Genomic DNA, 16,621 nt, shown 5'->3' with positions numbered 1-16,621 from the left:
CATAGAAAATGAAAGATTCAGACTCAATGGCGCCAAAAACATTCGAAGTATTTAATCCTGCAACAGGTGAGGTACTCGAGCGCGTTCAAAACATGGGCGCCATTGAAGCTGAGCTTGCTATTAATAAAGCGAAAGAGGCTTTTCCAGCATGGAGTGCAAAGACTGGCAAGGATCGTGCGATTATTTTGCGACGCTGGTTTGAGTTGATGACTGAAAATTCGAGCTACTTAGCCGAATTAATGTGTAAAGAGCAGGGCAAGCCTTTGCAAGAAGCAAGGGGCGAGGTCTCTTACGCAGCTTCGTTTCTAGAGTGGTTTGCAGAAGAGGCGAAACGCGTCACAGGCGCAATTCCAAGTAGTACTTGGGGTGATAAGCGCATGATGGTATTGAAGCAGCCTATTGGGGTTTGCGCCTCTATTACTCCATGGAATTTTCCATTGGCTATGATTACACGTAAGGTTGCGCCGGCAATTGCCGCAGGCTGTACGATTGTGATTAAGCCTGCCGAACAAACGCCACTTTCTGCCTTGGCTTTAGTAAAGCTAGCTTATGAGGCTGGTGTGCCTGAGGGCGTTATCAATGTGATTACAGCGGATTCAGCGAATTCGATTGAAGTGGGGCGCGTCATTTGTGATTCGCCAATAGTAAGGCACCTTTCCTTTACGGGATCTACACCGGTTGGAAAAATCTTGATGCGCCAGTCCGCATCTACTGTAAAGAAGCTTGGATTGGAGCTGGGAGGTCATGCCCCTTTCATTGTGTTTGAAGATGCCAATCTGGATGCGGCTGTAGAGGGCGCAATGCAATCAAAGTACAGAAATGCAGGACAAACTTGTGTTTGCTCAAATCGGTTTTATGTACATGACAGTCTGTACGATCTCTTTGTCGAAAAGCTTGGTAAGGCTAGTAAGGAATTAGTCGTTGGGAACGGTCTATTGGATGGCGTGCAGCAAGGCCCATTGATTGATGAAGATGCGGTTCAAAAAGTGGAGTTGCATATTGCAGATGCTATTCAAAAAGGAGCAAGACTGATTTCTGGAGGGAGACGTCATCAGTTGGGCGGCTTATTTTTTGAGCCAACCGTTTTAGCTGACGTTAACGAGGATATGCTCATTATGCGGGAGGAGACATTTGGTCCAGTAGTTGCAATCACCCGATTTAAAACAGAACAAGAGGTGATTGCCGCGGCCAATAATAGTGAGTTTGGTTTAGCTTCGTACTTTTATAGCCGCGATATTGGACGAATCTGGCGGGTTGCAGAGGCGCTGGAGTATGGGATTGTCGGCATCAACAGTGGTCTCATTTCAAATGAGGTAGCGCCATTTGGTGGCGTTAAGCAGTCTGGTCTTGGGCGGGAAGGAAGCGCTTGGGGGATAGATGAATATCTTGAGATGAAGTACCTCTGTATTGGACTATAGGCAACGTGTATTAGCTTTATCGAATGTATTTGAATGTGCCGACGCCAGTAGCCAAAAGAATGGAGGAGTCAAGCCACACTTCTCCGCGTGCAAAATAGATCCCCTTGCCCTTACGCTCAATGAAGCCTTTTGCAACCAGAGTACTTCCTTCGGCGGAATTTAAGAAGTTGGTTGTTAATGAAAGCGTGACATTTCTTAATGGCGGTTGATCAGGTGGAACATAAAGGCCGGCATAGCCACAAACAGCGTCGAGTAAGGTGCACATCAGTCCACCCTGAATTCGACCAATTCTATTTTTATGGTTTTCTGAAATATTCAATTGCATCTCCGCGAAATCAGGACGCCATTCTGTCAGCTGCACTCCAAGAGACTCTAGAAAAGGATTCTCAATAGTATTCATAATGTATGTAAGTTTTTTGGTGGGACGGTGCTCTAAAGAGTAATGCCTGTATTATTTTTTGAATGGAAATATATCAACTATCGAATATTCAGTGGATGTAATTTTAGCATTTGCTCATATTCAATAGTCTTTAGAAATTCGATCAAGTAAAAATGTCTGATATAGAAAACACAAATCAAGATAGTGGATTGGCGCCATTATCAAACGTAACGGTCATTGATTTATCAAGACTTGTTTCTGGAAATATGATGACTCATGTATTGGCAGATATGGGTGCTAAAGTGATTAAGGTTGAGTCACCCGGTAAGGGTGATGAATTACGTTCTTGGCAACGTCAAGGTGTCAGTACATATTGGGCGGCTTATGCTCGCAATAAAGATAGTGTGTGTCTCAATCTTAGAGAGCCAGATGGCTTGGATAGCCTTAAAAATTTATTGAGTAATGCTGATATTTTGGTTGAAAATTTTCGTCCAGGTACTCTGGAGAAGATGGGCTTAGGTCGAGATGCGCTGGAGCTGATTAATCCGCGATTGATCGTTGTTCGTATTTCAGGGTGGGGTCAGACTGGGTTATTCGCAGAGAGAGGTGGATTTGGCTCATTAATAGAAGCAATGAGTGGCTTTGCCTCGATGAACGGTTTCGCGGATCGCCCGCCGGTGTTGCCACCTTTTGCGATGGCTGATAGTGTTGCTGGAATTTATGGCGCATCAGTTGCTTTAGCATTACTCCATCAGCAAAAATCCAATCAGAAGCCGTCGGTTAAAGAGGTAGATCTCTCTTTATTTGAGCCGCTTTTCTCCATTCTCGGTCCTCAGGCCGCTGAATATCAACTCACAGGCGCCGTAACGCCGAGATCGGGTAGTCGGTCTCCAACCCATGCGCCACGCAATGTTTATCAGACTAAAGATGAAAAGTGGATTGCGCTCTCTGCAGGTATGGAGGGGACATTAGTCAGATTATTTGAGGGAATTGGCTATCCAGAGGGATTAAAGGATGCGCGGTTTTCAACTCATGAAGCCAGACTCAAAAATATTGATGCCTTAGATGGATTAATTCAGTCCCATATCAGCAAACTCTCTTTGGATGAGGCCTTAGATTTTTTTAAAATACGCGATATTACTGCTGGTCAGGTATGCGATATTGCCGATCTCATCAGTCATCCTTACATGGTGGATAGAGAGATGTTGGTTGAGACGCAAACCGCCGAAGGTCCATCGCTACTTATTCATGCGGTCCCATACAAAATTAATGGGCAGCGTCCAGCCATTAGGCGCGCAGCCCCAACGATTGGGCAAGATAACGATCAATGGATAGCTAAAAAATTAGGAGATGTAAATGAGTAAAAAAATATTGAGATCTTTTCTGTTTGTACCTGCGGACAATGAGAAGTTACTTCTCAGTGCAATCTCAAAGCCATGCGATGTGGTTATCTTGGATTTAGAGGATGGCACTCATCCACAAAGAAAAGCAATTGCAAGGGAGAAGTTGCGAGAATCCATTGCCTTAATAAAGGCTTCTAACAAGCTGGTAGCAGTACGTATTAATGGGGATTTAAATACCGCCGTAACCGATCTTCGTGCTGCAGTCCAGGATGGTCTTGATATCGTAGTTCTGCCCAAGGTTGAATATGCTCGCGACATTCAGCTGTTTTCTCAGTTGGTTGGCGACCTAGAGAAAGCGGGCAATATGCAGAGCGGTGCAGTGAAATTCTTAATTCAAATTGAGAGTGCATTTGCTATGCCGCATTTATTTGACATAGCTGCTGCTGACTCTAGAAATATGGGGATGATGCTAGGTAGCGAGGATTATTCACTTGATCTGGGCGGCATTCCTACGCCAGAAGCCTTATTCGTTCCAAGCATGATGGTTTTGCAAGCTTGTCGCTCTGCCCGTATTCAGCCGATTGGGTTTATTGCTTCGATTGCCAATCTTGGCGAAGTAGATGAATTTAAGGTGGTGCTCAAGCAGGCCAGAGAATTGGGATTTCGTGGCGCTGTAGTGGTCCATCCTAAATTCTTGGAGGCCGTGAATGATTGCTATACGCCAACTCCAGAGGCAATTGCTGAGGCTCAGGAAATTGTAGAAAAATTTCAAGAGGGTTTAAATCAAGGTTTGGGCGCCGTGAAAGTCAATGGAAAGATGATTGATAAACCGGTATACCTTCGCGCAATTGAAATCTTGGAAAGTATTTAAATCCAGTTACTAAGGTTGTTGCCTAAGCCAACTACTGTTAGTCTCGAATGAAACACATCCCCATTAGCAAAGGTGGGGATTTTGTATTTAAGTTAAGCGGTAACTTCTTTACAGGTGCCGAGATTTCAGTAGCTCAATCGTTTTCATAAAATCTTCAACCGTTTGCGCCATGATTGCGCTAAGTTTATCGAAGTCAGATTTACTTAAATTTCGGAAGAGGTGATCATTGATTCCTCGCTGGTCATTTCCGAGGGAAAGGATTTTGCTTTCGGCGGATTGATTGATTTTGACCAGTCTAGCTCTCTTGTCTTCGTGGCTGGTAACCACACTGAGCCACTTCAATTTTTCCAGCTTCTTTACTTCGCTTGTGACATGACTCACTGTCACGTGTAGGTGGTCGGCAACCTCAGTAAATCTTAGGCCATTTGCACCTTGATACTGGGCTATCACCATGAGAATGTTGTATTGCGGAGGAGAGACCCCTAATTTTTTCGCCAAATTTTGCCTGGCAACCTCGAGCAAGCTGCCAGCGACAGAGAGGTCGTAGATGAGCTGTCTGAAGCGCTTGTCTGTATTGCCCGGCTTATCTAGAAGCTCTTTTTTTGAGACTGATATTGGTGATCTAAAAGTTTTTTTCACAATGCCTAATGTTATTTGGGTTTAGGTGAAATTTTACTGCTATGCACAAAATAAAAAATAGATGCTTGTAAGTGTAAATCCCTATTTTTGTTTTGATTTAGATCAAAAAAAAGTAGTAAAGTAAAAAAACTAAAGCTACTTAACTATTATTACCTGGAGGCTATATGATCAAACCGCAATGGAAAAATCGTTTGTTGGCTGCATCCCTTTCAGCAATATTTTGTTGTTCTGGGGCTCAAGCCCAGACAGCTGGGCAACCCGTTAAGATCGGCGTGATGACAGATATGTCATCATTATTTTCCGACATTGGCGGTGATGGATCGGTAGTTGCTGCCAAAATGGCTATTGAAGATTTTGGTGGAAAAGTTCTAGGCAAACCTATTGAGTTGATCTCAGCAGACCATCAAAACAAGCCTGATGTTGCCGCAAATAAAGCCCGGGAATGGTATGACAACGATAAGGTTAGCGCTATTGTCGACCTTCTGCCATCGGGTGTAGCGCTATCAGTTTCAGAAATTGCTCGTCAAAAAAATAAGATTGTCTTGGTATCTGGTGGCGGAACAACACGTTTAACTAACGAAAACTGCTCTCCAACTACAGTGCATTACGTCTATGACACCTATTCATTGGCACGCAATACTGTTACCGCACTTATGGAGAGGGGTAAAAAGACTTGGTATTTCCTTACGGTTGACTATGCACTTGGCGCCTCTCTAGAAAAGGACGCAGCTGATGCGGTTATTGCTGGCGGTGGAAAGGTGTTGGGTCAAGCGAAGCATCCAACAAATACCGCAGATATGTCAGGCTTGATTCTTAAAGCGCAAGCATCTGGCGCGGAGGCAATTGGTCTGGCAAATGCTGGCGGGGATACAGTTCGAGTAGTTAACCAGGCTAGTGAGTTTGGATTGAATACTAGTGGCAAGCAAACTCTTGCTGGATTGCATGTATTCATTACGGATATTCATGCGATTGGTTTGCAAAAAGCACAGGGAATGATCTTGACGACCGGATTTTATTGGGATCTCAATGATGACACTAGGAAGTGGTCTCGTCGCTTCTTTGAGCGCCATAAGCGTATGCCAACAATGGCTCAAGCTGGCGTCTATTCATCCACGATGCATTATTTAAAAGCGGTAAAAGCTGCAGGAACGGATGATACGCAAGCGGTAATGGCAAAAATGAAGAGCATGCCAATTAATGATTTCTTTGCGAAGAATGGCTACATTCGCGAGGATGGTCGGATGATCCATGACATGTACTTGGTTCAAGTTAAGAGTCCTGCTGAGTCGAAGTCACCTTGGGATTACTACAAAGTTTTGACAACGATTCCAGGAAAAGATGCATTTATGCCTCTTTCAAAGAGTGTGTGCTCCTTAGTTAAAAAATAATCGAATTATTAGAGGGTATAGATATGGTTAAGGACGGAAAGCAGCATATACAGAGTCTAAATGATGGTCGGTCAATGTATTTGGATGGAAAATTAATTAAGAATCATGTTAACCATCCAGCATTTTCAGAATCAGTGCAGTCTGTCGGAAAGCTCTATGATTATCAGGCCAATCCGCAGAATCTGGATTTGATGACCTTTGAGTCACCCAAAACGGGGAAAAGGGTTAGTAGAACATGGCAATTGCCAAAAAGCTTGCCAGAGCTGATTCAAAGAAGAAAAGCCTTAGAAGCCTGGGCTGAGTTGTCGTGTGGTTTTCTTGGCAGATCTCCAGATCATGTAGGTTCTGCATTAAGTGGAATGTATATGGGCTTGGATGTCTTTAAGAAATCTGGCGATCGCTATGCGCAATCGCTGTCTGATTATTACGAATATGCCCGTGATAACGATATCTATTTAACTTATGTCATTATTAATCCACAGGCCGACAAGAGTAAGTCGGCTGGAGAGCAGGCAGAGAGTCTCGTGGCGTCGATTGTTGATGAGGATGCTGAGGGAATTACTATCAAGGGCGCCAAGATGCTTGGTACTGGTTGCCCAATGGCAAATGAAGTCTTTATTTCATCAATTCAGCCCCTGAGACCTGGTGAGGAAAATCTTGCATTTAGCGCGGCAATTCCATTGTCGACTAAGGGTGTGAAGATGCTTTCGCGCAAGTCTTATGAATTTTCGAGTGTATCGACCTTTGACAATCCCTTATCAAGTAGGTTTGATGAAAATGATGCGGTTTTGTACTTCGATGAAGTCAAGATTCCTTGGGAACGGGTATTCGTTAGTAAAAATGTAGAGATGGCGTCAGCGCAATGGCATCAGACTCCGGCTCACGTTTACCAGAACTACCAGTGCCAAATTCGTTTCATGGTGAAGATGCGGTTTTTATTAGGGATTGCTAGAAAGATTGCCGAAACAAATGGAATTATTGGCTTTCCACCTGTAGTAGAAATTTTGGGTCAAATGGCTGCAGAAGTATCTATGGTTGAGGGTTTGGTTGAGGCAATGGAGGCTTCTGGCTCTCAGCGTGGCGAATTCTTTGTTCCAAATCCACAGCGACTGTATGCGGCTAATGTTTTGACACAACAGTTATATCCTAAATTTATTCAAAGCATTAGAGAGCTATCTGGCGGGGGAATGATTATGGTTCCTTCCTCTGTACAAGATTTTGCTAATGAAGAAATTCTAGGAATGATTAATAAGACCCAACAATCACCAGCTGCTAGTAGCGAAGGTCGAGTGAAATTATTCAAGCTTGCTTGGGATGCAGTTGGATCGGAATTTGGATCTAGGCATTTACAGTATGAAATGTTCTATTCCGGAGCAAATATGGTAACTAGAGGCCACTCATACCGAAATTACAACTGGCAAAGAGCTTTAGGTATGGTTGATCAATTTATGGCTGGGTATGATTTGCCGAAAGTTCAGAGTCCAGCGGCAGTATTAATGCCTGCCGCCTAGTAGAGAAAATTGTTCAATAAGTGATTAATGAATGAACTTTAGCCCAAAGGATTTTCGACAAACTCTTGGATGTTATGGAACTGGTGTTGCTGTGATCACCCTTGCTAATGAGGAAGGGGCGGATTCAGGCGTGACGATTAATTCATTTGCTTCGGTCTCATTGGATCCGCCACTGATTTTATTTTCAATGGCTAATACTTCAAACATTACACCTTTGTTTACCGAGTCAAAAAAATTTGTAGTGAATGTGCTTGCTCATGATCAAGAGAAGATTGCCATGAGTTTTGCTCGCCCCTCTTCAGCAAATTGGTCTGAGATTCATTTTTCTCGAGGAGAGAATGGTTGTGCAAAACTTTCCGGTTCTCTGGCTTTTTTAGAATGTACCGTGGAGTCTATTTTCCCGGGTGGGGATCACAGGATTCTGATTGGTAGGGTAGAGCAAATTGATGCAGGTGTAAGTGCTGATCCACTTCTGTTTTATCGAGGGTGCTTTGGCACTCATGTTAAAAATATCAGTATTAATGAGGCTCTATTGAAGGATGAAAGTTTTAATTTTATTGATCATGTTTGGGCGTAAGTTTTTAGGAAAAAAATGGCAAATTTAATTTTTAAATCTGGCGGCAAAGATGTCGCTTGTGAAATCAATCAGTTGGTTATTGCGGGATGGACTGGCCGAAATAAAGAAGCGGTAGAACATCATATTGAAGAGCTGGAGAAGTTGGGAGTAGCAAGGCCCAGAACGGTCCCTTGTTTCTATAGAGGGGCAGAAAATTTACTCTCCACTTCATCAACTTTTCAAGTTGTGGGAAATGACTCCAGTGGTGAGGTTGAGTATGTATTGTTTTCTCTGCCTGATGGGCTTTATGTTGGATTAGGTTCGGATCATACGGATAGAAAAGTCGAAGCATATGGTGTGACTGTTTCAAAGCAAATGTGCCCAAAGCCTGTTGCATCGGAAGTATGGCGCTTTGATGAGGTAGAGAGTCACTGGGATAGTTTGGTAACTCGATCTTGGGTAACCCGAAACGGCAAGAGAGAGCTCTACCAGGAGGGATCCGTTGGCAGAATGCTGCCCCCAAAAGAATTGATAGAGCGCTACATCGGCTCAAAAGAACTGCCTGTTGGTACAGCAATGTTTTGTGGCACCCATTCAGTGATTGGTCAAATTGGTGGCGGTGATCTTTTTGAGATGGAGCTTGAAGATCCTGTTTTGAAAAGAAAAATTACCTGCTCTTACAAAACAAATTCTTTAGAGATCGTAGATTAATTAAGTGAGGAGATGCAAATGGCTTTAGAAAAAGAATGGAAAGAATTCCACACGGTAGATTTGAGCAAAGGTTGGGAGGTTCCACCAGGTTATCCGTCCGGGATTCAGCAACAGATTCTTGCAGGTAAGCTAGATGAAAAAAATAAACGTGGGTCCCGAACAAGGCATTTGCGTTTTGATCCAGGCGTATATACAACTGCGCCATTTGAGCATGACTACTGGGAAGAGGTTTACTTATTGTCAGGCGATTTGATTGTTGGGGTGGATGAAAATGGGAATGGAGGCACATCATTTCAGCCGGGCACTTATGCTTGCCGTCCTCCAGGAACGCCACATGGCCCCTTTAAATCGGTGAACGGATGCATGTTGGTGGAAATTCATTATTACGACCCTGAGGTAAATTAATGTCCCATTCAGGGTTGATGTCAATTGCAGGGTTGCAACGTCGCATTAGATCGCATGAGACTTCTACAGAAGAATACGTTTCAAAATGTATTGAGAATATTCAGAATCCATCAGGTGAGGGTGTAAGAGCCTTCTTGAAGGTTTCTGAAGCGGAAGCGCTTGCTGTTGCCAAAACGCAGGATGTCTTACTGGAAAAGGGGCTGCAGCTTGGGCCCTTGGCAGGTGTTACCGTTTCCATCAAAGATCTTTTTGATATCGCTGGTCAGGTTACAACGTCTGGTTCCAAGGTCTTAAGAAGCAAAGATCCTGCGACAGAAGATTCCGACGTGGTTGCTCGTATTCGGCGTGCGGATGGAATTATTGTTGGAAGAACCAATATGACGGAGTTCGCCTATTCTGGTTTAGGTCTTAATCCCCATTTTGGTACGCCGCAAAATCCTTATGACCGCAGTAATGGAAGGATTCCGGGAGGATCTACTTCGGGCGGGGCTATTAGCGTTACTGACCAAATGGCCACGATTGCCATTGGCTCCGACACCGGTGGATCTTGTCGAATCCCTGCCGCATTATGTGGCTTGGTTGGCTTTAAATCTAGCGCTAACAGGTATTCCATGGAGGGTGTTTTGCCATTATCTAGGTCACTGGACTCGGTTGGTATGCTCGCCCCTTCGGTTGAATGCTGTCAAACAATGGATAGCGTCCTTGTTGATCAGCCGATTAAAAAGAGTCTTGAGATTCCCGCAAGTAGATTGAATATTGGGGTTCTTGAAAATGTTGTTCTCGATGCAATGGATGAGAGCGTCAAAAGGAATTACTTAAGCACTATCGAGAGATTGGCAAAGAGTGGTGCTCATTTGCATCCCATCAACTCAAAAGTAGTCGAAAAGGTTATTCAGATTCAAGGTCAACCTAGGATAGTTTCTGCTGAGGCTAATTCGGAATTTGAAAATATATTGGCCTCAATGGGTGAAGGAGTCGATCCAAGAGTTTCTACAAGGATCGCTAAGGGAAAAGAAGTCACTAGCGCAATTTATGTGCAAACGATGCTGGAGCGTCAATTGCTCATTAAGGCTTGGCGAGAGGAGTTCTTAAATGATGATTTATGGATCATGCCAACAGTTCCAGTAATTGCACCATTGTTAAGTGATTTACGTTCAGATGAAGAGTATTTCAGATTCAATGGGTTGATGTTAAGAAATCCAGGATTGTTCAACTTTCTCGATGGCTGCGCACTATCGCTACCTAATCATCCTTTCAATGAAGCTCCTACCGGCATCATGCTCGTATCGCAAGGCGGGGCGGATGAAGCTCTTATGAGGTGCGGCTTAACAGTCGAGAAAATTCTGTCAGTTTGAGTAATGAATTCCATGAAAGTAATAAAACACATATAAGGGGATGATGATTTTGAGCGCTTCAAATAAGAATAAGGTTGCAATTATTGGCGCAGGTCCTGTGGGCTTATCGCTCGCATATTTGCTTGCCAAAGAAGGGGTATTTGTAGACCTATTTGAGTCCAATGATGATCTATCCATAGACTTGCGTGCCTCAACATTTCATCCATCAACTTTAGATTTACTCGATACATTGGGTGTGAACGAGGAGCTTATTGCGCAAGGAAATATTGTTCCCGCCATTCATTTTAGAGATCGCAAAGATTTTTCACTAATCGCTGAATTTGATTTCTCGGCATTAAGTGCTGACACAAAGTTTCCATATAGATTGCAGTGCGAGCAATGGAAGTTAACAAAAATATTGAGAGCTCGACTGGAGGCTATGGAGAATGTCAATTTACATTTTTCATCGCGAGTAGAAAATGCGGGTCAAACAGAGGCTGGTATTTTTATTGACGTAGTTAATCAAGATGAAAGTAGAATATTTCAGGCGGATTGGTTAATAGCCTGCGACGGTGTTGGTAGTGCCGTCAGGAAGAGTCTCAATATAGATTACGAAGGATTCTTTTTCCCTGAGAAATTCTTTTCTATCAGCACTCCTTTTGAGTATGCCGATCATATTCAAAATCTCTCTCATGTCACTTATATCGCCGATCCAAGCGAATGGTGTTTGATGTTACGTGCCCCAGATTTATGGAGAATTATGTTTCCCGTTCCCCCAGAGGAAAGTGACGAAGAAACAAAGTCAGATCGTGCTGTGCAAAAGCGCTTGCAGGGTTTAATGCATTATTCGTCTGATTACGAGGTGAAGCATAAGACAATTTATAGGGTTCAGCACCGCGTCGCATCTACATATAGACTGGGCCGAGTTCTTCTAGCTGGTGATGCTGCGCACGCTAATAATCCCTTGGGTGGCATGGGTCTAAATAGTGGCGTCCATGATGCATTTAATTTGGCGGATAAATTATTGCAAGTCATTTTGCATGGCGCTAGCGATGAATTGCTGGATCAATATTCACGGCAGCGTCGTTATGTTTCAATGGAGCATGTGAATTCCCAGGCCGCCCAGAACAAGGAGTTGCTCGAGTCCAATGAGCGCTCCGTTCGTCAGGCTAAGTTGGATGATTTGCGTCGACGTGCTGAGGATCCGAAGCTGGCAAGAGAATATATATTGAAAGCATCTTTAATCACCAGCCTTAAAAGCGCACAAGAAGTCCAATAATGAATTTTCCAAAATGATGGAGGTTGTATGAAAAAATTACTAATCGCCTGCTGCACCTTAATTGGTTTTGTCTGCATCTCCAATGGTGCTCTAGCACGAGATCCGCTCCCCCAAACAATTGCTATCACCGTTCCTTTTCCACCTGGAAGCACTAGCGATCTTATTCCTCGTTTAATTGCACCTGAGGCGGGTAAGACGATTGGCAGCACAATAATTGTTGAAAATAGACCCGGTGCAAATGGCTCTCTTGGAGCCGCCAAGGTTGCTAAATCTCCTGCTGATGGATCTTCCCTTCTGCTAGCTACGACAGGGGTATTGGCAATCAATCCCTGGATATACCCCAAGCTTAGCTACAATCCCGAAAAAGATTTTGAACCCGTAATTAATATTGCTTCCACCCCCAATGTTTTAGTAATCAATCCTAAAATCAATGCAAACAATATTCGTGAGTTAGTTGCTTTATCAAAATCCTCTCCTGGAACCTTAACCTATGCCTCGGCTGGTAATGGAAGTACAAGTCACTTATGTGGCGAGAGTCTCAAGCGGTATTCAGGTATAGATATGACGCACATTCCATATCAAGGTCCAGCCCCTGCCATTCAGGATGTTTTGGGCGGGCAAGTTTCAATGATTTGTGACAATTTTTCCAATGTGATTCAATATATTCGCTCTGGACGCCTCAAGGCTATATTCGTTGCAAGTAAAGAGCGACATCCGCAAGCTACGGATATTCCATCTGCTTTGGATGTTGGTTTGCCTGATGTAGAAGCTGGCATTTGGTACGGAATAGTTGCGCCTGCTGGTACGCCAAAAGCAACGGTGACCACGCTAAATGCTGAATTTGCTAAGGCACTCAAAGATCCTGCGATTAGAGCAAAACTAGAATCACTCGGCCTGAAAATTATTGCCGATAAGCCGCAAGATTTTGCTGCGCAAATTGCGCGGGATTCCGCTCGATTTCAGAAGGACGTCAAACTTTCTGGTGTAAGTATCGAGTGATCATAGTGGTCTGCAGTTTGAGCTGTAGTCAAGATGGTCTGGAGAGTGAAGTTGCAAGTAGAGTATCGTAGGTAATCACAAGCAATTGTGTTTACTTGGCTGATACTCATTTAAGGGGTGATTACGTGACCAATCGAATTGACGAGATAGCAGATCGTATTCAAGCCCTTGAGGCCGAGCTGACGCTAGAAATGATTCGCCGTAAAGAAACCTTGGCGCATGACTTTGAAGAAAAGCGTATACAGTTTGAGCGAGAAGTGGCAGAGCAGCAAAAGCGATTCAAAATGGGGCTCTTGAAGTATCTTTGGACCGCGGATTTAAAGTCATTTATTGCTGCTCCATTCATCTATGCACTAATAGCCCCCTTAATTTTTTTAGATATTTTTGTCTCGCTTTATCAGGCAATTTGCTTTCCATTATTTGGAATTCAAAAGGCGAAGCGAGGCGATTACATCGTTTTTGATCGTGCGCACTTAGCTTACTTAAATTTTTTGGAAAAGATTAATTGCGCATATTGCTCTTATGGAAATGGGCTCATAGCTTACACGCGTGAGATTGCGGGAAAGACAGAGCAATATTGGTGTCCTATAAAGCATGCTAAACGTGTATATCTATCCCACCCTTATTACAGTCAATTTGCTGAATATGGAGATGCTGCGCACTATCAGGAGTATTTAAAAAAATTAAGGAAGCAGATAGCCCCCCAGCATTCTAAAAATCAAGACGATTAGCTGGATCGATCACCTCTGAGGGTTATTTATTGTTGCTTATCAAAGACCTGTTTTGATGAAAATCTATATAAATCAGTTGCTTATATATTTTTAGTGGGCACAATATCAGTGAGTAATTGCCTATTGAGCTCAGAATGGGTGAAGGGACGCACACACAGTCATGATGGATATCCATATTTTGTATGTCAATAGTATTGACGGATTGTCTTACATTCCCTAGAGTTGATCTTGTATTAGAAAAGCTCTGTGCTTAAGCTAGAAAACTAGCGCACTCCAGTGAGGCCTTCGTAGATTAATGACCCTGATGCATTCGGATCAATTACACAAAATTCTGAAGGAGGATGCCGCTCTAGAATTTTTGGTGGGGGAGTGCATCCTTATTACGGAGTTGGAAGAAAGCTATCAGTGAATCGAGATTTTTTGAAAGAGATTTTTAAGGAAATGGGAATATGACGGATTCAATTGCTCTAAAGGTAAATGGAGTCAATTACTCTATTAGCGCAGACCCAAATACCCCATTGCTCTACATTTTGCGAAATGATTTGCAATTATTTGGAACCCGCTTTGGGTGCGGTCTTGGATTGTGCGGCGCTTGTAGTGTTCTGATTAACGGGCAAAAAATTCACTCCTGTGATGTGCCTCTATGGGATTGTGTTGGTAAGGAGATTACTACTATCGAGGGCATTGGAACTCCCGATCATCTCCACGCTTTGCAGCAAGCCTTTATTGATGAACAGGCTGCTCAATGTGGTTATTGTGCCAACGGAATTCTCATGACTGCAAAAGCATTGTTAGACAAAAATCCAACCCCTTCTGAGGCGGAAATTCGGGAAGCGCTTGATCGAAATTTATGCCGCTGTGGAACGCACAACAGATTTGTACGCGCGATTCAAAAAGTAGCTGGCTTGAGCGAGGGTAGTAAGAATGACTAATTCAATGGATTCTTTATTGCCGCAGTATTTAATTGCTAATCCAAGATTGAGTCAGCGTGTGAGCTTCAATCCGGATCGTACCGTTACGATTCGCCCAGGTAAGGTTGAGATTGGGCAGGGAATTGTTTCTGCAATCGCGCAAATGGCTGCAGAAGAATTAGATGTTGCTTATTCCAGAATTGATGTACTTCCAGTAGATACTACAGTTAGTCCAAACGAAGCCTCTACTTCGGGTAGTCGGTCGATTCAAGAGGGTGGCGAAAGTATGCGCTATGCCTGTGCAGAAATCCGACATCTTTTTTTGGAGGCGGCTGCGATTAAATTCAGTCTGCCAATAAGTGCCTTAAAGGTGAGTGACGGGATCATTTCCGCTGATAACTCTCCCTTGCAAATATCATATTGGGATCTATTAGATGAAGTAGATTTGGATGTGGCTGCTAATGGCAGGGCCAGCCCAAAAAGTCCCCAGGAGTATGGGGCGGTAGGCCGCTCTTTGCCACGCAAGGATATCTTAAGCAAAATTACTGGCGCAGCATTTTTACATGACATGACATTGCCAGGGATGTTGCATGGTCGCATTGCCCGTCCCCCATCACTTTATGCAAAATTAATTTCATTTGATGAGGCTCCCATTTTAGAGATGGCTGGCGTTAAAAAAGTCGTTCGCGACGGTAGTTTTATTGGCGTTGTGGCGGAAAGAGAAGAGCAAGCAATCAAGGCAATGTTGGCTATCGGGCATAACTGCAAGTGGAGTGAAGAGCCTTTGCTTCCTGATATGAATCAGCTCGAGCAATTTTTATACCAGCAAAAATCTGAAGATGAGGTTTTGAAGGATGTTGGGAATACTTCAGCTAGTCTCGGTACTCAAATTAACGCAACTTTCACTAGACCGTATTTAGCCCACGCCTCGATTGGCCCTTCGTGCGCATTGGCCTGGTGGCACGATAACTGTCTCGAGGTTTGGTCACACAGTCAATCTATCTACGCTCTCAGAGATGAGCTTAGCAAAATTCTGAAATTAGATTACGAGCAAATCATTGTTCGTCATGCTGAAGGTGCTGGGTGTTATGGGCACAATGGGGCTGATGATGTTGCTTTAGATGCTGCATTACTAGCACTGGAGCTTGATGGTGCTCCAGTGCGCGTGCAATGGATGCGTGAGGACGAGTTTGCTTGGGAGCCGTTTGGCCCGGCTATGGCTGTAAAGCTCTCTGGCGCGGTAGATTCAAACGGTCAGATTGTGCAGTGGCATGAAGAGATTTGGGGCAACCGGCATATTGGACGCCCAGGGCGACAGCCCAAGCCTGGATTACTAGCGGCGTGGCATATGGGTGAAGGTATGGAAGCTCCTTTGCCGGTGGATATGCCAATTGCAATGGGTGGGGGTAGTCAGCGCAATGCTATTCCCTACTATGAATTTGCAAACTGTAAAGTAGTTAATCACGCAATACAGTCAATGCCGATTCGTACTTCTGCCTTACGAGCTTTAGGTGCTTATATTAATGTCTTTGCCATTGAGTCCTTTATAGATGAGTTAGCCGCTGTGGCGAAGTTAGACCCAATTGAGTTCCGTCTACGCCACCTAAAGGATGAAAGAGCGATTGCCGTACTCAACGCGGTAAGAGCAAAGGCCAATTGGCAGCCAAACTTCAAGGGCGATGGTACACGTGGGTTTGGTGTCGCATTCGCGCGCTATAAAAATGTGGGAAATTATGCCGCAGTGATAGTGGAAGTTTCTATCGAAGAAAATATTCGAGTTAAGAATGTATATGCAGCCATTGATTGTGGTTTGATCATTAACCCCGATGGCGTCTTAAATCAAATTGAGGGCGGTATTGTTCAGGCTACTAGCTGGACATTAAAAGAGCAATTGCAATTTGATAGAACCAGGATTACCTCGCAAAACTGGGAGGATTACCCAATACTTACTTTTAGTGAGGTGCCGAAGGTTGAGATTGAATTAATCAATCGTCCTGATGAGCCGCCACTTGGGGTGGGTGAGGGTGTGACAGGACCTATACCTGCAGCGATATCAAATGCAGTCTCAAATGCGATGGGTATTCGAATTCGACATTTGCCGATGACCCAGGCAAATGTGATTGCGGCAATGGGTGACTAGATAGCT

At 43.9% G+C, this 16,621-nt stretch carries 16 protein-coding genes; 14 read left to right on the top strand and 2 right to left on the bottom strand.

Features of this window, described 5'->3' with window-relative positions:
* Positions 1-8 precede the first annotated feature (8 nt).
* Positions 9-1,418 carry an NAD-dependent succinate-semialdehyde dehydrogenase gene (locus AOB49_RS02385; RefSeq protein WP_062307469.1) on the top strand — a complete coding sequence of 470 codons (1,410 nt, stop codon included), beginning with the start codon at positions 9-11 and terminating at the stop codon, positions 1,416-1,418.
* A 16-nt stretch (positions 1,419-1,434) separates the two neighbouring features.
* Here the strand turns inward: AOB49_RS02385 and AOB49_RS02380 are convergent, their stop codons facing one another.
* Positions 1,435-1,818, bottom strand: a complete 384-nt coding sequence (locus tag AOB49_RS02380) for a PaaI family thioesterase (protein ID WP_062307466.1) — start codon at positions 1,816-1,818, stop codon at positions 1,435-1,437.
* A gap of 152 nt (positions 1,819-1,970) precedes the next feature.
* Between AOB49_RS02380 and AOB49_RS02375 the strand changes: the two genes are divergently transcribed.
* A complete protein-coding gene (locus AOB49_RS02375; protein WP_082784024.1) occupies positions 1,971-3,161 on the top strand; it encodes a CaiB/BaiF CoA transferase family protein in 1,191 nt (396 codons plus the stop codon).
* Complete coding sequence (locus AOB49_RS02370; protein WP_062307463.1) at positions 3,154-4,011, top strand: HpcH/HpaI aldolase/citrate lyase family protein; 858 nt, start codon at positions 3,154-3,156, stop codon at positions 4,009-4,011. The genes AOB49_RS02375 and AOB49_RS02370 overlap by 8 nt, the downstream gene beginning before the upstream one ends.
* 108 nt (positions 4,012-4,119) lie before the next feature.
* Here AOB49_RS02370 and AOB49_RS02365 read toward each other — a convergent pair whose 3' ends face one another.
* Positions 4,120-4,650 carry a MarR family winged helix-turn-helix transcriptional regulator gene (locus tag AOB49_RS02365; protein WP_062307461.1) on the bottom strand — a complete coding sequence of 177 codons (531 nt, stop codon included), beginning with the start codon at positions 4,648-4,650 and terminating at the stop codon, positions 4,120-4,122.
* 164 nt (positions 4,651-4,814) lie between these two features.
* Between AOB49_RS02365 and AOB49_RS02360 the strand changes: the two genes are divergently transcribed.
* From AOB49_RS02360 to AOB49_RS02310, 11 genes are all read left to right on the top strand, one after another.
* Positions 4,815-6,038: an ABC transporter substrate-binding protein gene (locus tag AOB49_RS02360; RefSeq protein WP_062307459.1), complete on the top strand. Its 1,224-nt coding sequence runs from the start codon at positions 4,815-4,817 to the stop codon at positions 6,036-6,038.
* A gap of 23 nt (positions 6,039-6,061) precedes the next feature.
* Positions 6,062-7,549: a 4-hydroxyphenylacetate 3-hydroxylase family protein gene (locus AOB49_RS02355; RefSeq protein WP_062307457.1), complete on the top strand. Its 1,488-nt coding sequence runs from the start codon at positions 6,062-6,064 to the stop codon at positions 7,547-7,549.
* Positions 7,550-7,580: 31 nt separating this feature from the next.
* Positions 7,581-8,126 carry a flavin reductase family protein gene (locus AOB49_RS02350; protein ID WP_062307454.1) on the top strand — a complete coding sequence of 182 codons (546 nt, stop codon included), beginning with the start codon at positions 7,581-7,583 and terminating at the stop codon, positions 8,124-8,126.
* Positions 8,127-8,141: 15 nt separating this feature from the next.
* Complete coding sequence (locus tag AOB49_RS02345) at positions 8,142-8,816, top strand: DUF2848 domain-containing protein (protein WP_062307452.1); 675 nt, start codon at positions 8,142-8,144, stop codon at positions 8,814-8,816.
* An 18-nt stretch (positions 8,817-8,834) separates the two neighbouring features.
* Complete coding sequence (locus AOB49_RS02340; protein WP_062308087.1) at positions 8,835-9,221, top strand: cupin domain-containing protein; 387 nt, start codon at positions 8,835-8,837, stop codon at positions 9,219-9,221.
* The gene (locus AOB49_RS02335; RefSeq protein ID WP_062307449.1) at positions 9,221-10,576 is read left to right on the top strand and encodes an amidase; all 1,356 of its coding nucleotides are present in this window, start codon (positions 9,221-9,223) and stop codon (positions 10,574-10,576) included. Before AOB49_RS02340 ends, AOB49_RS02335 begins: the two co-directional genes overlap by 1 nt.
* Positions 10,577-10,616: 40 nt before the next feature.
* The gene (locus tag AOB49_RS02330; protein WP_062307447.1) at positions 10,617-11,834 is read left to right on the top strand and encodes an FAD-dependent oxidoreductase; all 1,218 of its coding nucleotides are present in this window, start codon (positions 10,617-10,619) and stop codon (positions 11,832-11,834) included.
* A gap of 27 nt (positions 11,835-11,861) precedes the next feature.
* Positions 11,862-12,833: a Bug family tripartite tricarboxylate transporter substrate binding protein gene (locus AOB49_RS02325; RefSeq protein ID WP_062307443.1), complete on the top strand. Its 972-nt coding sequence runs from the start codon at positions 11,862-11,864 to the stop codon at positions 12,831-12,833.
* Positions 12,834-12,958: 125 nt separating this feature from the next.
* The gene (locus AOB49_RS02320; RefSeq protein WP_062307440.1) at positions 12,959-13,564 is read left to right on the top strand and encodes a hypothetical protein; all 606 of its coding nucleotides are present in this window, start codon (positions 12,959-12,961) and stop codon (positions 13,562-13,564) included.
* Positions 13,565-14,013: 449 nt separating this feature from the next.
* Entirely contained in the window at positions 14,014-14,496 is a 483-nt protein-coding gene (locus AOB49_RS02315; RefSeq protein WP_062307438.1) for a (2Fe-2S)-binding protein, read from the top strand.
* Complete coding sequence (locus AOB49_RS02310) at positions 14,489-16,615, top strand: xanthine dehydrogenase family protein molybdopterin-binding subunit (RefSeq protein WP_062307435.1); 2,127 nt, start codon at positions 14,489-14,491, stop codon at positions 16,613-16,615. The genes AOB49_RS02315 and AOB49_RS02310 overlap by 8 nt, the downstream gene beginning before the upstream one ends.
* Positions 16,616-16,621: the final 6 nt, after the last annotated feature.

It is taken from the genome of Polynucleobacter sinensis, from assembly GCF_001595985.1.
GTDB classification, from domain to species: Bacteria; Pseudomonadota; Gammaproteobacteria; order Burkholderiales; family Burkholderiaceae; genus Polynucleobacter; species Polynucleobacter sinensis.
This window is presented reverse-complemented; position numbering and strand designations above follow the sequence as displayed.